Origin of the sequence: Microbacterium bovistercoris, from assembly GCF_003387575.1 — a bacterium.
GTDB classification, from domain to species: Bacteria; Actinomycetota; Actinomycetes; order Actinomycetales; family Microbacteriaceae; genus Microbacterium; species Microbacterium bovistercoris.
In genome coordinates this window covers 49,487-64,799 of record NZ_QUAB01000013.1, presented here as the reverse complement: position 1 = coordinate 64,799, position 15,313 = coordinate 49,487, and the positions used below count along the sequence as shown (strand labels likewise).

Here is a 15,313-nt window from a genome sequence, read left to right as displayed (position 1 = left end):
CGCGCACAGGCAACCGGGGAGCACGGCCGTGACAGTACTCGATTTTCTCACGCTGACGCGACGGGGCTGGAAGATCCTCGTGCTCGCCGTCGTGATCGGTGCTCTCGCAGGCGCCGCCTACGGGTTCTTCGCGCCGAAGGTCTACCAGGCCAGCTCCACAGGCTTCATCGCTGTCGAAGGTGACTCCGTCGTCGCCGGTTCCGATGAGGCTGTCGCCCGTGCCGGCTCGTACGTGCCTCTGATCAACAGCAAGCAGGTGCGCGATGCGATTGCGAAGGAGTCCGACCTCGACCCGTCGCAGCTCAACGGTGCGCTGAGCGCGAGCGTCGTGCCGGGCAGCACGATGATCCGGGTGACGGCGACCTCGAGCAGCCCGAAGTCCGCCCTCGCACTGGCGAACGGTGGTCTGAACGGGCTGGTCAAGGTCATCGATGAGATCGAGTCGAAGTCGGGCAATACGTCGGGCACGTCGATCTCGATCATCCCGATGGACAACGCCGTCGAGCCGACGGAACCCGTGTCCCCGAAGCCGACGCTCGCGATCGGCATCGGTGCGCTGGCCGGCCTGGTCGCGGGCTTCATCGTGATCTTCCTGCGTCGTGCCCTCGATGTGCGGGTGCGTGCGCACACCGACATCACCGAACTGATGGGCACCGGAGTGCTCGGGCGCGTGCCCGATCTCGGGCGCAAGGGCAAGACCGACGGTGACTCCCACGCCCAGTCGATCGCCAATGAGGCGTTCCGGCAGATCCGTACCGGCCTGCGCTTCTCGAGCGTCGACGCCGAGGTGCGGGTGGTCATGATCACCAGCGCCAACCAGGGCGAGGGCAAGTCGATGGTGGCGGCGTCGCTGGCACGCGTAATGGCGGAATCAGGGCAGCGCACGCTGATCATCGACGCCGACCTGCGCCGCCCCAAGGTGGCGCACAACTTCGGCATCGACGGCACGGTGGGCCTGAGCGGGGTGCTCAGCGGTCAGGTGCCCGCCCCCAGCGCCATCCAGACGACGAAGGATCCGAATCTCTACGTGCTGCCGGCCGGTGCGATCCCGCCGAACCCGTCGGAGATGCTCGGGTCTGTGGCGCTGAGCAAGCTGCTCGCCGAGTTCCGCCGCGACTTCTTCATCATCATCGATGCTCCGCCCGTGCTGCCCGTCACCGACGCCAGTGTCGTGAGCACGATGGTCGACGGCGTGGTGTTCGTGCTCGCCGTGGGCCAGACTCGCAAGGCGGAGGGCGCCGCCGCACGCGCCCAGCTGCAGCAGGTGAGCGCCCGATTGCTGGGTGTTGTGCTGAACAAGGTCTCGCTCAAGGGCGGCGAGAACGGTTATGGCTACGGGTATGGCTACGGCTACTACCGTCAGAACCGCAGTTACTACGTGTCGCCCAGCAAGAAGGACAAGAAGGGTGTGCAGCGCACCACGCAGGCTCCTGCGGTGATCCCGGTGCAGAACGCCCCGAAGCCGCAGACCGCAGCCGCTCCGTCGCCTGCGCCTGATGACCCGACGTCCGCTCAGCAGGATGCGGCAGCGGGGGTGCCCACGCTTCGCAGAAGCGCGCGATCGTGACAGATGGCATTTCGGTCGTCATTCCGCACTACGGCAATCCGGTGCCGACGCTGGATCTGATCTCGCAGCTGCAGAAGCAGGCGGATGCTCCGCCTCTGCAACTGATCGTCTCCGACGACTGCTCGCCCGAGGCTTTCCCCGCGACCGATGGCGTGACCGTGGTGCGCCGCGAGGCGAACGGGGGGTTCGGCGCCGCCGTCAACACAGGGGCGGCCGAGGCGGAGTTCCCTCTCCTCCTGATCCTGAACAGCGATCTCGAGATCACCGACCGCTTCGTCGGCGAGCTCTGGCGGGCGGCCAGGCCATGGCAGCCTGCCGTCTGCGCTCCGATGCTCGTCGGCCACGACGGCGCCACACAGTGGGCGGGCCGGCACTTTCCGCGGCATCGCCACCACATCGTTGAGTGGCTCACCCCGCTCGCGCGTCTTCGGCCGCGCCTGCACGAGGCGGTCGGGCATGACACACGCTGCATTGCAGGCGCGACGGTGGCGGTCGATTGGCTCGTCGGCGCGGTGCTGCTGTTGCCTACGGATCTCTTCCGCTCGGTGGGCGGGTTCGACGAGCGCTACTTCATGAACTCCGAAGAGGTGGACCTGCAGCGGCAACTACGCGAACGGAGGGTGCCGTCGATCTTCCTCGGCGATGTCGTTGTGCGCCACGAGGGCGGCGGCTCGTCTGACGACGCGCGTCGGGTGCGCTGGGTGACGCAGGCACGCCTGAAATACGCCGCGAAATGGCACGAGCATCCGGGTCTGCTCCGGTTCGGCCTGCGGGCAGCGAGTGTCGTGAATCTGGCATTCAACACCGGCCGCCGAGCGCTGGGGCGCGACGTCGCCCCCGTTCAGACCTTCCGGCGCGAGCTGTCGTTCATCGCGCCGGAGCCGACACCATGAGGATTCTTCTGGTCAGCCCGGCGTTCCACGGGTACTGGCGGGCGATCGCCGGGGCGCTCCAGACACTGGGGCACGACGTCGTCACACATCGCTACGACGATGCGGGCCGCCGTCAGCATCTGCTCACGGTGTTGGCTCATCGGGTGCCCAGCGAGCGGGTGGCAAGTGCTGCTGCCGAGTCGATGACCGACCACGCCCTCACCGCGTTGCACGAGGCGCGGCCCGATGCGGTGCTCGTGGTCAAGGGAGATGCTCTGACCGCGCGGTGGTGGGATGCCCTCGCCTCGAGCGGCACAAGGACGGCGGCCTGGCTCTACGACGAACTCGAGCGGATGTCGTATGACGATGCCACACTGGGCGTCGTCGACACCGTCTTCAGCTACAGCAAGGGTGACGCGGCTGCGCTTGCCGAGCGCGGGCTCCCCGCGGTGCACCTGCCGGACGGTTTCGACTCCCTTGCGGCATACACGCCACAGCCCAGAGGACTGGTCAACTTCGTCGGCGCACGGTACCCGGAGCGTGAGCGTCTGATGCGGGTGCTGAGCGCGCGGGGCATCCCTGTCGCCGCATGGGGTCGTGAGTGGTCACGCAACCCGTGGGACGTGCTGCGCACCCGCAAGTGGAAGGGTGCGGGGATCCCGGCTCATGGCGACTTGTCGCGAAACGACTACTACGGGGTGATGGCCGGCTCGCTGGCCACATTGAACGTGCACGGCAACGGTCACGACGGCCTGTCGATGCGCACCTTCGAAGCGCCCGGCGTCGGCGGTCTGCAGCTGATCGACCGGCCCGATGTCGCCGACCACTACGACGTCGGTACCGAGACGTTGGTGTTCACAAGTGACGATGAACTGGTCGACCATGTTCAGCGTGCACAGCGCGAACCGGGCTGGGCCCGCAGTATTCGCGAGGCGGGCCGACGGCGCACTCTGGCCGAGCACACGCTCGTGCACCGCATGCAGGAAGTGGTGCGACGGTGGGCCTGAACATTCCCGCAGACCTCGGCGCCTGGCAGCGCTGGCAGCGATCACGGCATCGACTGCGCATGCTGCGCGATGTGGTGCGGCGTCCGTCGCCTCCCCAGCTTCAGCTGCTGGTGCGCGGTGAGGACCCCGTCGTGCTCTTCGCTCTCGAGGCGACGACGCCGACGGCGATCGCGTCGATAGCCGAGCCGATGGCGCACCTGGGCGATACCCCGATGGCGGTGCTCGCACCCGCGGATGTCTCCGCTGCGCTCCCCGGGGAGTGGCGGCAGGCCGACGCACCACAGGCCCCGCGTTCGATGCGGGCAGTCATCGCGACCGGGCACTTCCTCGCCGCCGGGGCGCTGGCCTATCAGTGGGCGTGCGAGGCAGACGCGCGCTTCTTCGTGGTGCAGCACGGCCTGCTCGCTCCCCAGGCGCCGCCGCTGCCCTCCGGCGCACACGTGCTGGCATTCACGGATCGCGACTTCGACTTCTGGCGTTCCGGCCGCACCGACGTCACCGGCGAGGCGATCGGCAGCCAGCTCCTCTGGAACGCGGCGCACCAGCCACCCCGGGCGTTGAGAGAGCTTAGCGAGACGAAACGCGCCACTGTGTCTGATACCCCGATCTTCCTCGGCCAGCTCCACGGCGCAGAGCTCCCGCGCCGCGTCACCGGCCGCACCGCCGAACTGTTCTGCCGGCAGGAAGGCGCGCTTTACCGGCCTCACCCCGCGGAGACCGATCTGCTCTCGCGCCGCCAGCACGCGAAATGGCAGCGCAACGGCATCCGCTTCGCCGAGCCAGGCCCACTCCTGCAATCCGGCCACTCGGTGGTCTCGATCTTCTCGACGGGCGTGCTCGAGGCAGCCGCAGCAGGCATCCCGTCGTGGGTCACTTGCGTGAACCCGCCCGCGTGGGTGCACGAGTTCTGGGAGCGCTACGAGCTCGCGGCCTGGGGCGGCACGCCCACGAGAGCGCCCGTTCAACCAGACGTCGAACCCTCCGAGCGCATCGCCCAGATCGTGCTCGCCACCGTGCGAGGAGAATCATGAACATCCTGTGCGTCATCCCCGTGCGCGGCGGTTCGAAGGGCGTGCCCGGCAAGAACGCGCGGCTCGTCGCAGGCAAGCCCCTGGTCGCCTGGAGCATCGAGCAGGCGCTCGCGGCCGAGGCTGGACTCGACGTGATCGTGTCGACCGACGACGAGCAGCTCGCCGACATCGCGCGGGCGGTCGGCGCCGATGTGCCGTTCCTGCGTCCCGCCGAGCTGGCACAGGACACCACGCCCACCGAGCCGGTCGTCCAGCACGCGATCGCGCACCGCATCGCAGAGGGGCGCCGGCCCGATGCCGTGATGCTGCTGCAGGCGACCTCGCCGGTGCGACTCGCCGGCACACTCGACCGCGCGGTCACGCAGTTCGCGGAGACCCGAGTCGACAGCCTCGTCGGAGTGGTTCCGCAGACACCGTTCTTCTGGCATCTGCCTGTCGAAGACGGCAGCGCAACGGCGGAGTACGACCCCGCTGCCCGGCCACGGCGCCAGGACTTGCACCAGACAGACTACTTTTACAAGGAGACCGGATCGCTCTACCTCACTCGTACCGAGGTCTACGAGCGATGCGACAATCGAATCGGCGGACGGGTGGGACTGTTCGTCATGGATGAGGCCGAGGGCATCGACATCGACACCCTCGTCGATCTGAGGATCGCCGAGCAGGTTCTGGGAGACCTGCACGGCATGGGGGAGAGCAACACGTGATCATCGAGCGCGATCTGACGCCGTACATCGTCTTCGCCGAAGACCCGGTTCTGGCCGGCCTCGGCAAGATCAACGCGAACAAGCAGAGGATCGTGTTCGTCGTGGACTCGCACGGGATTCTGCGGGGTTCGCTGTCGGACGGCGACTTCCGTCGCTGGATCATCGCGAACCCGACCGCGTCGCTCGATGTCTCGTGCATCACGGTGGCGAACGCCGAGGTGCAGGCGCTGCCCGAGACGGCGACGGTCGCCGACATCGCCCCGCTGATGGGGCACAACGGCGTCAACCACGTGCCGCTGGTCGACGACCGGGGGCACCTCGTCGCGATCGCGATCGACAGCGCCGAGACTCTGCGCATCGGCAGCCACGAAATCGGCCCCGGCAACCCCGCCTTCGTCATCGCCGAGGTCGGGAACAACCACAACGGCTCGGTGGATCTCGCCAAGAAACTGGTCGACCTCGCTGTCGAGGCGAACGCCGACGCGGTGAAGTTCCAGCTGCGCGACATGGACGCGCTCTACCGGCAGCGCGGTGCCGCCACGGGCGGCGAAGACCTGGGTGTGCAGTACACGCTCGATCTGCTGCGTCGGTTCTCGCTGCCTGCCGAGCAGCTGTTCGACGTCTTCGACCACGCGCGGGATGCCGGTATCACGGTGATGTGCACGCCGTGGGACGCCCCGAGCGTGGCGGCGCTCGCCGACTACGGCATCCCGGCGCTGAAGATCGCCTCGGCCGACCTGACGAACCACGAACTGATCCTCGACGCGGCCGGCCGCGGTCTGCCGCTGGTGCTGAGCACCGGGATGTCGCGTGAGAGCGAGATCGTCGAGACGGTCGGTCTGCTGCGGGGACAGGGGGCGCCCTTCGCCCTGCTGCACTGCCAGTCGACGTACCCCGCGCCGTACAAGGACCTCAACCTCGCCTACCTCGACCGGCTGGCCGAGCTCGGTCAGAGCGTCGTCGGCTACTCGGGGCATGAGCGCGGATGGCACGTGCCGGTTGCCGCAGTCGCCCGCGGCGCGCAGATCATCGAGAAGCACTTCACCGTGGATCGCAGCATGGAGGGCAACGACCACACCGTGTCGCTGCTGCCCGACGAGTTCGGCACCATGGTGGCGCAGATCCGGGACATCGAGCTATCGATGGGGTCGGGCGACGCGCGCGTGGTCTCCACCGGCGAACAGATGAACCGCGTGACGCTGGCCAAGTCGCTGGTCGCGGCCCGCCCGCTGACCGCGGGCACGGTGCTGACCGACGGCGATGTCACCGTGAAGAGCCCTGGGCGCGGGCTGCAGCCGAACGCTCTGCCGCGGCTACTCGGCCGCACGCTGACGCATGACATGGCCGAGGGTGACTTCTTCTTCGAAGGTGACCTGAATGACGCGACTCCGACCGGTCGCCCGTTCTCGTTCCGCCGGCCCTGGGGCCTGCCGGTGCGCTATCACGACTTCGCCGTGCTGGCTGAGCAGTCGAACCCCGACTTCCTCGAGTTCCACTTCTCGTACAAGGACCTCGACGTCGACATGGACTCGTTCTTCACCGAGAAGCTGCCGATCACGTTCACCACACATCTGCCCGACCTGTTCGCCGGTGACTTCTTGGTGGACCTGGCGTCGACTGACCCCGAGATCTGGGAACGCTCGATCAGCGAGGTGCAGCGCACGATCGACGTGACCCGCGACCTGCGGCGCTGGTTCACCGCTGATGAGGATCCGATCATGGTGGTGACCATGGGCGGGTTCACCAAGGACAAGCACATCCCGCGCGAAGCGAGAGCGGCGAAGTATCAGCGCATCACTGACGCGCTTGCGCGCCTGGATGTGTCGGGAGTGCGGATGGCCGCACAGACTCTTCCGCCGTATCCCTGGCTGATGGGCGGACAGCAGTTCCACAACTTGTTCGTCGACCCGCGTGACACGGCCGACTGGGCTTCCTCGACCGGAACTGCCCTGTGCTTCGACGCCTCGCACACGAAGCTCGCGACCAACTGGCTCGGGATCCCGTTCTCGCAGGCCGTCGACTTGCTCGCCCCCCACACCATCCACCTGCACCTGGTCGACGCGACCGGCGTCGACGGCGAGGGCGTACAGGTCGGCGAGGGCGACATCGACTGGGCCGAGTTCGGGGCACAGCTGGACGCCCTTGCGCCGGGGAAGTCGTTCATCCCGGAGATCTGGCAGGGGCACGTGAACCACGGCGAGGGTTTCTGGACGGCGCTGGACCGGTTGGAGAAGTGGTTGTGACGCCGGGCGGGTCGTTGAGCGAGCGAAGCGGGACGGAACGTCCCGTCGCGAGCCTCGTTATCCCATCCAGAGGCGGAGTCGACCGTCTTCCTCACCTGTTCCACGCGCTGGGGCGTCAGACAACGACCGACTGGGAGGCGATCGTCGTACTCGACGGCGATATCGATTCGTCCGCCGGTGTGGTGGACGCTGCCGCAGCGGAACTCCCAGTGCGGTCGATCGTCTTCGACGAGAACCGCGGACGCTCTGCGGCGCTCAACGCCGGATTCGCAGCCGCCCGCGGACAGGTGCTGATCCGGTGCGATGACGATCTGCGGCCTGCTCCGGATTACGTCGCATCCCACATCGCACGCCATGAGTCATCGACCGCGGTCGGTGTGATCGGGCTTTACCGAAATGTCTATCCGGATACTGCGTACGCTCGCGCGTACGGTCGTGCGCGTGACCGGCGGTTCCGTGAAGAGGCATACGCTGCGACGGCAACGTGGCGATACTGGGCGGGCAATGTGTCGGTGACCCGCGAGACGTACGACCGGGTCGGCGACTACGACGAAGACTACCGGGCGTACGGGTGGGAAGATGTCGACTGGGGGTATCGCCTGCAGGTGTTCGGCGCGGAGGTTATTCTCGCGCCGGAATTGGAGACCCTGCACCACATCGCCGCGGTGACGACCGAGATCCGTATAGAGCGTGCGTTCCACTCCGGAGCGGCACGGAGAACGTTCGTTGGGAAGCACGGTTCGCAGGTGTTCGGGGAAAGGGCGCCGGATCATGGTTGGTGGGGCAGACTCATCGACCGGACCGCTGAGCGTGACGGACTGTCGCAGTTGCGCGCGAGGGCACGCAAAGCCGACGCGACGCTGGATAGGATGCCGCGCTGGGCTGCCGAGAAACGTGTGTCGTGGTTGGTGGAGTCAGCCGCACGCTCCGGAGAGATGCATCCTGAGCAGGTGAGCGCTGATGTCTAAGCGCTCGCACGCGCTGTGGCTGGTCCCGGTCGCGGAGCTCGGCGGAGTCGCGCGCCACGTGCTCGACGTGACTCGCGTCGGAATCCCCGGGTGGTGGGTTACCGTACTGTGTCCAGAAGGTGCACTTGCGGACAAGCTACGCGAGCAGGGCTCGGCGGTACTGACCGGACCATTCGGGCCGAGCGCTGGTGCTCTGGAATCCCGCAGAACGCTTACCCGCGCGGTGCGGGCGCTACGCCCCGACATCGTGCATTCCCATCTCGCATACGCTGACATCATCAATGCGTGGAGCCGGCAGCCAAAGGAGACGCGTCGATTCACGACCGAGCACGGCATCGCCGGCGATGACGGCTTGTACCACCGGTCATCCGTGCAGGCGAAGGTGATGGCACTCGTGCATCGGCTGCGCTTCTTGCGCTTCGACGGCGTGATCGCGGTCTCGCAGGCTACCCGTGACGCGATGATCGCAAAGTGGCGCGTGCGGCAGCCGATCACGGTCATCCGCAACGGTGTCGATCTGCCTCTCGGTGTCACTCCGCGGACGCCGGAATCGACCGCGGGCATGCGTATCCTGTCGCTGTCACGTCTGGCGCCGGAGAAGCGGATAGACAAGCTGATCGCGGCGTTCTCGGCGATCCGAGCTGAGTACCCGGAGGCGATACTGACGATCGCCGGTGAGGGTCCGCTTCGGTCCGAGCTTGTGGACCTGGCGAGGGCAGGTGGAGTTCTCGACCATGTGCGGTTCCCCGGCTTCGTAGACGCGGAGGCGGCGATGGCGGACGCGGATGTTGTCGTGCAGTTGTCGGTTTGGGAGAACTGCTCATACACGCTCATGGATGCGGCGATGCGAGGGCTGCGCATCGTGGCATCCGACGTCGGTGGGAATCGAGAGATTGTGAGTTCGAATGCCCTCGTACCGTTCGAAGCGTCTGCGGATTTTATCGCCGCCGCGGTCATTCGCAGTTCGCCGGAGACGGAGAGCCTCGATTCGACGGCGACCATGAATGAGCGATTGGCCCTGCGGATGGAGGAAGTCTGATGGCCGAGAGGCGCGCGCGACGAGCATTGGCGGTGGAACTTCGGGCGTTGCTCCGGGTGGCGGATATGGACTCCCCGGGTTGGATCATCATGGCCGTCGGTGGCTCTGTCGTGCTCGCCGGTCTAGACACCCTGGGAGTTGCGGCCATGCTGCCGCTCATGGAACTCCTGACTGGTTCGAATCCCGACAGCAGCGTGATCAGGGCCGTGTCCGCAGTCACCGGAACGACCGAGATTTCCGCTCTCGTCCCGGCGGTCGCGGGCCTCATCGGGCTGCTCTTCGTAATGAAGAGTGCGTTCACAATTGTCTTTCGATGGTGGCTGTTGGGCCGCACCACGCGAGTGTCGGCTGACGCAGCGACCGAGCTTCTGCGTCGATACGTTGCGTCGCCGTACGCCCTGCACCGGACACGCGAACTCTCGGAAACTTATCGAAATGTCAACGATGCCACCGCGCAGGCCTCCACCGTGCTCCTTGGCGTCATCGGACTTCTCTCAGATCTCATGATGCTCGTCGCGGTCGTAGCCATCCTGATGATCGTTGCACCGGGGGCAACGCTGATGGCGGCTGCGTTCTTTGCCGTGCTTGTCGGCGGGGTTCAACTGGCCCTTCGCCGTCGGCAGGCGCAGGTCGGCGAAGAACTTGCGGAGGCCGCGCTGCAGACTTGGCAGTTCCTGCTTCCCGCGCTCGATGCCTTCCGTGATGCACGGCTCACATCCAGCGCCGACATGTTCGTCGATGGCTTTGCGTCTGCCAAGCGGCGGTCAGCACACGGGTGGCGCGTTCTCTCGATCGTCTCGGAGATTCCGAAGTACTTGCTGGAGATCGGGTTCATCATCGCGATCATGGGCATCTCAGCAGTCCTATTCAGCACGGCGCCCGTTTCCGAAGCACTGACCGTCCTGGGCCTTTTCGCAGCAGCATCGCTCCGCGCTCTTCCGACCCTCAATCGGGTCTCTGCGACCTTCGCAATCATTCGTAGCGGGCAGGTCGGGCTCCATATCGTCGTCGATACCGCAGGAGCGCTCGACGAACAGCCGCGCTACTCCAACAAGGTGACAACGGCCATGCCCTTCCAGGGCAATATCGACATCGACCGGATCCATTTCCGCTACCCCGACGCGGACGATGAGATCCTCCGCGGTATCTCGATGACCATTGAGGAGAACTCGACCACGGCATTCGTCGGGTCGAGTGGGGCGGGCAAGAGTACTCTGCTGGACCTTGTCCTTGGACTGCTAGAACCGACTTCTGGTGAGATCCGTTGTGGAGGGCGGCTCATTACGGACGATCTAGCGGGGTGGTACGACGGACTCGGGGTGGTGCCGCAGGACGTGTTCCTTCTGAACGCCAGCCTCGAAGCGAACATCGCGTTCGGGGTGAAACGCGAAGACATTGATCCTCAGCGGGTCCGCGAAGCGATCCGGCTGGCGCAATTGGAGAACTTCGTTCATGACCTTGCCGCTGGCCTCGACACGGTGGTCGGTGAGAGGGGCGTTCGGTTGTCGGGTGGGCAGCGGCAGCGCATTGGTCTTGCGCGTGCGCTTTACCGCCGACCGTCGATATTGGTGCTTGACGAGGCGACGTCGGCTTTGGACAACGAGACGGAGCACGAGATCGCTTCAACGCTCAGGAATCTTCGCGGCAGCATGACGGTGATCATTGTCGCACACCGGCTTTCGACGGTGCGCGACGCGGACAAGCTCGTGTTCTTGGCCGAGGGCGGCGTCGTCGACGAAGGAACTTTCGCGCAGGTACGAGAGTCGACGCCGGCGTTCGCGCGTCTCGTTGAGCTCGGTGAGTTGACGTGATGGCTGAAAGCGGACCGCATGACATCAGCGTGATTGTGCCCTGCAAGAATGCGACATCAACCCTTCCGCTGCTGCTGGAATCGCTTGCGACCCAGCGCACCCGAGTGAGTTTTGAGGTCATTCTCAGCGACAATAGATCCGGCGACGGGCTCCGTCGTGTTGCGTTGGACTGGAAGGCGCGTCTGCCACAATTGCGAGTTGTCGACGCCTTCGAGGAGAGTGGGGCGTCTTATGCGCGAAACGTGGGAGCTGACGCTGCGCGTTCGTCCAGACTGATGTTCTGCGACGCAGACGATGTCGTATCTGCGACGTGGATCGATCATGGGGCGCGTGCGTTCCAGCGGTCTGAACTCTGGAGCGGGGCCGCGCTGCCTGTCGACGACACAGAGTTCGGCAGTGACGTGGAAAGCCTGAGGCAACGCATCGGTGATTCTTCTGTGTGGGAAGAACTCGTTGACGATCAGGACGGGGCTTTCCCGATCCTCATGGGCGGCAACTTTGGGGTGAAGGCTGAGGTGTACAGGCGCCTCGGCGGGTTCGATCAGTCGCTCCCGACAGCAGGGGAAGACAACGATCTCGCTGTCCGAGCACGCTTGCGTGGACGGCGCATCCCTATCGCTCCTAGCGTGCGTATTGCCTACCGCATTCGTACGTCGTCAAGCGCACGCAGACGACAGCAGTACCAGGCGGCTGTCGCACACTCGCTCTTGGCAAGTCGGTACGGGCTGTGGTCGGAATCGCCATATCCTGTGTGGTGGATTGCCCTAGCGCGTGCGTTCGCCGCAATGCTCAGAATGACGGTGATCCCCAGGACACGAGACTGGTCTGGGCTGTCTGAGCGGATGGCATCTGCGCTCGGATTCACGATTGGCACGTTTCGTTATCGCTATCTTCGACGCCTCCCTCCGCCGCGACTCGGCGTTGGGCTCACTAGTCGACTCGATCCGTAGAGGAGATGCAGGGGTTGCGCAGTTCAGACACCACGGTCATCGTGGTCGGATACAACCACGCCCGATTCTTCGTTGAATGTCTTGATAGCATTCGCGAGCAGTCGCTGGCGCCTCAGGCAGTCCTTGTCGCCGACGACGCGTCAACGGACGACACACGCACCGTCGTGCAGACTTATGGCGAGCGCTTTGACGGCTTTCTCGAGTTCTATCCGAACGCGCATAATCGAGGGTTGACCCCCACCCTGAACGCCATGCTGGAGCATGTTCGCACGGAGTTCGTCACATACATCGCTGCGGATGACCTGATGCTTCCAGGGAGGTTGGAACGCCAGATCGAGTTGATGAGAAGGACTGGAGCGGAGCTTTCCTACACCGATGCGGTTGTCATTGACGACGAATCAAACGTGCTCTTCGAGACATCCCGCATCGAGTATCCCTGGCCGCCAGATTTCAATCGCCCCGAGAGTCTGTTGGAGCGCTTGTTCGAGGCAAACTGGATCCCAGCGGCATCCATAATGATGCGCACGGACGCCCTGCGGAGTCTCGGCGGGTACGACGAGAGGATCTTCTTTGAGGACTATGAACTCCTGACGAGGGCAGCGGCCGGGGGATGGTCATTCGAGGCGCTCGAGGAGCCGGCGGTCGCCGTACGACGGCTGGGCACATCACTCGGGGCCGTCGGCTTCGTGTCCACGAGTCCCCGCTTCATTCTTGCGCACGACGCCGCACTGAGGAATTTCCCCATAACGGAAGATGGGCTAGGCCGACGAGTGGCCAGCGCCCGGTGGGAGCTTGCCAAGCGGGCGGCGAACACTGACATGTCGACAAGTCAGAAACTCGAGTTGATGCACTCTGCTCGACGCGGCGCTGGATCGGTTCCCGCATACCTATATCATCTGGCCCGCACGGCGATAGGCCGCTAACCATCCCAGCCGCCAGGGATGTTTTCGATCACATGCCAATTCGGATGGAGCTGTGTGGCTCTGCCGCCATCCGGGAAGAACCGGTTATGGAACGCGGGTGCCCAGATCTCAGATTTGGGGTGGGGTTGTTCGCCTCCGCGATGTAGCCATTCGGAGAGGTATCCGCCCCAATAGGAGAACGTCGAGTTGGCGAGAATCAAACGGGGCGATGCGGTCAACGCAGCCAGATGGTCCAGTGGCGTCCCGTTATCAGGCGGACTGGAAACGGGAGCCACATCACCCAACCATCCAAGTTTGATGCGGCACCATTCAGGGTCGTCGCTTACCACGTGAATCCGATCGATGGGCCGCTGGGCAGACACTTGTTCCAAGGCAGAACGGACGTACTCAACGACGTCGAAGGAGTATTCGCCTCGCCATTTGGGAACGGAGTAATAGTCGCCACGTCGAACGTTGATCGTGAGATCATACAGACCTTGGAGCGGAGAAGTCATTTGCGTCAGCATGCTTCGGGAGTCGAGTAAGTGCAGCTCGATGAAGGCGTCGAGTTCGGCGGATGTAAAATCCATGCCGAAGGTTTGAAGCGGGCCGGGAACTACCCGGCGATCGGCGAGGCGAACTTCTGAACGTTTGACGTTTAGAGACGCCATGGTGGGGAAGTAGTCGATCCACTCCGCCGAATGTGCGACTTCGAGCGAGAGGCAGTCAATTCCCCGCGATCTCTGGGCGAATGCGTGGAGCCAGTAATAGAGCAAATTCCCTCCACGTATCGCATCCGGTGTCCAAAGAATTTCGCGGGGCCCACGTCTAACGGTCGCGTATATTGTGGACTTAATCTTGGCAACGCTGGGATGCGTCACTGTGTGCCTTTCCGTTGCGGGGAGCCAACGGCATCCCAGGGTCTGCGTTTTCTTTGCTCATGGGCGTTTCGCTATTCGCGTGCTACTCGAAGCGACTTCAACGAGGTGCGAAACTCTGCGCGCCGCGACGCGCTCGAAGGGTTCGAGCGTGGCGAGAGCGCGTTGTCGCACACGATGTAGATCCTCCGGACGGAGAACTTGAATGCGTGTTGCCAAAGACCGGGCATCAGGCTCGGCCCATCCGAGCCCCTCGGCATTAGCGAGTTGTGCCCAGGTCGTGTTCGGAAGGCCGATCACCGGTACGCCGCATCCCAGCGCCTCGTAGTACGTGCAGGAGGGATCGCCTTGCGGGTGTGGTAACAAAGCTAGATCGGCGTGTTCGCGCATATAGGACGTCCACTCCGCGAACGGCAGAAAGCTCTCAAAAAGAACGTTGGAGGGGGCAACTGCGGCTAGCTCATCCTTCTGATCGCCTTCGCCGAGGATCACGAACTCAACATTGGGGAGAAGCGCAGCAACCGCAAGGACTGTCCGGGGCCCTTTGATGGCTGTTACTCGCCCGGAGAAGACGACGCGCAGAGGTCGGCGCCCATCCCATGTAGATCGCTCCCTTGCGAGAGTGAGATCGGACTCACGAATTCGATGGTCGCGGAAGCGCATGGGATTGGCGTTGAGCCCTGCGTAGGCATCCCATGCCGCGTACCCATTGCACTGAAGCCCGGCGGCAGACCGCGACATGCTTCGGTACGTGTGTTCGAGGCGTGTCTGCCCTACCTTGATCCTGGCGTGGTTGATGGCGCCCCGTGCGCTGACCCGAAGTAGGTCGGTCCGTATGCGCTTCGTTACCTCTGCGGTGAGGACAGTTGGAGCGATGCGCGTCAGGCCTATGTTCTCAGGCCTATGCAATGCGAGGACGACGTCAGGATCAAGGCTGGCAACGGCATCAAGTCTGTCGGCGACCTTGGCCGGAACCGTATGAATGCCGGACGGCTCAGTTTCGACGGCGTGCCCAGCTGGGATCAGCGCGATGATCGTTCCCGGCCAGGTGGCGGCGTACTGTTCGAGTCCCTCGACGGCTTTCGCATCGAGGGGTCCAGGAGACACATACACGAGACGCATAAAGACATGTTCCCAGAAGCCCAGCCCGCAGGGTGCCGGTCAACTGCGAGTATGTATGGCGGTCGCGGTGGGTGATCCTGTCCATCGCGTCATGACACCCGGAGTGATCGCCTCGTCAAGCTGGAACAGAGCAGGCACGAGTGGCGGCACGAAACCTGACCCATCCCATGCGGGGGAAGTCCAACCTCAGTGGTGAGTTCGATCCGGCGGCTAGAA

General features: G+C 64.6%; 13 protein-coding genes. 11 read left to right on the top strand and 2 right to left on the bottom strand.

The features are described 5' to 3' along the window. The first annotated feature begins 28 nt into the window (after positions 1-28). Genes DY023_RS01975 through DY023_RS01925 form a run of 11 tightly spaced genes read left to right on the top strand, consistent with a single transcriptional unit; the run spans position 29 to position 13,118 of the window. Positions 29-1,567: a tyrosine-protein kinase domain-containing protein gene (locus DY023_RS01975; protein ID WP_181905686.1), complete on the top strand. Its 1,539-nt coding sequence runs from the start codon at positions 29-31 to the stop codon at positions 1,565-1,567. After that, complete coding sequence (locus DY023_RS01970) at positions 1,564-2,460, top strand: glycosyltransferase family 2 protein (RefSeq protein WP_245958541.1); 897 nt, start codon at positions 1,564-1,566, stop codon at positions 2,458-2,460. Before DY023_RS01975 ends, DY023_RS01970 begins: the two co-directional genes overlap by 4 nt. Next, positions 2,457-3,446 (top strand): CgeB family protein, encoded by a 990-nt coding sequence (locus DY023_RS01965; protein ID WP_116240666.1) that lies wholly within the window; start codon positions 2,457-2,459, stop codon positions 3,444-3,446. Before DY023_RS01970 ends, DY023_RS01965 begins: the two co-directional genes overlap by 4 nt. After that, positions 3,437-4,477 (top strand): RNA-binding protein, encoded by a 1,041-nt coding sequence (locus tag DY023_RS01960; protein ID WP_116240665.1) that lies wholly within the window; start codon positions 3,437-3,439, stop codon positions 4,475-4,477. The genes DY023_RS01965 and DY023_RS01960 overlap by 10 nt, the downstream gene beginning before the upstream one ends. Next, a complete protein-coding gene (locus DY023_RS01955; RefSeq protein WP_116240664.1) occupies positions 4,474-5,184 on the top strand; it encodes an acylneuraminate cytidylyltransferase family protein in 711 nt (236 codons plus the stop codon). Before DY023_RS01960 ends, DY023_RS01955 begins: the two co-directional genes overlap by 4 nt. Next, positions 5,181-7,427 (top strand): N-acetylneuraminate synthase family protein, encoded by a 2,247-nt coding sequence (locus DY023_RS01950; RefSeq protein ID WP_116240663.1) that lies wholly within the window; start codon positions 5,181-5,183, stop codon positions 7,425-7,427. Before DY023_RS01955 ends, DY023_RS01950 begins: the two co-directional genes overlap by 4 nt. Next, positions 7,418-8,395 carry a glycosyltransferase family 2 protein gene (locus DY023_RS01945; protein ID WP_245958540.1) on the top strand — a complete coding sequence of 326 codons (978 nt, stop codon included), beginning with the start codon at positions 7,418-7,420 and terminating at the stop codon, positions 8,393-8,395. Before DY023_RS01950 ends, DY023_RS01945 begins: the two co-directional genes overlap by 10 nt. Beyond that, entirely contained in the window at positions 8,388-9,434 is a 1,047-nt protein-coding gene (locus DY023_RS01940; RefSeq protein WP_116240662.1) for a glycosyltransferase family 4 protein, read from the top strand. Before DY023_RS01945 ends, DY023_RS01940 begins: the two co-directional genes overlap by 8 nt. Continuing rightward, positions 9,434-11,245 (top strand): ABC transporter ATP-binding protein, encoded by a 1,812-nt coding sequence (locus DY023_RS01935; RefSeq protein ID WP_116240661.1) that lies wholly within the window; start codon positions 9,434-9,436, stop codon positions 11,243-11,245. The genes DY023_RS01940 and DY023_RS01935 overlap by 1 nt, the downstream gene beginning before the upstream one ends. After that, complete coding sequence (locus DY023_RS18440) at positions 11,245-12,195, top strand: glycosyltransferase family 2 protein (protein ID WP_116240660.1); 951 nt, start codon at positions 11,245-11,247, stop codon at positions 12,193-12,195. The genes DY023_RS01935 and DY023_RS18440 overlap by 1 nt, the downstream gene beginning before the upstream one ends. Positions 12,196-12,209: 14 nt before the next feature. Beyond that, a complete protein-coding gene (locus DY023_RS01925) occupies positions 12,210-13,118 on the top strand; it encodes a glycosyltransferase family 2 protein (protein ID WP_181905684.1) in 909 nt (302 codons plus the stop codon). On the opposite strand, the gene DY023_RS01920 is transcribed toward DY023_RS01925, so the two are convergent. Then, complete coding sequence (locus DY023_RS01920) at positions 13,115-13,873, bottom strand: alpha-1,2-fucosyltransferase (RefSeq protein WP_116240658.1); 759 nt, start codon at positions 13,871-13,873, stop codon at positions 13,115-13,117. The two genes, DY023_RS01925 and DY023_RS01920, sit on opposite strands and share 4 nt — an antisense overlap. 162 nt (positions 13,874-14,035) lie before the next feature. Beyond that, positions 14,036-15,097 carry a glycosyltransferase gene (locus DY023_RS01915; protein ID WP_116240657.1) on the bottom strand — a complete coding sequence of 354 codons (1,062 nt, stop codon included), beginning with the start codon at positions 15,095-15,097 and terminating at the stop codon, positions 14,036-14,038. Positions 15,098-15,313: the final 216 nt, after the last annotated feature.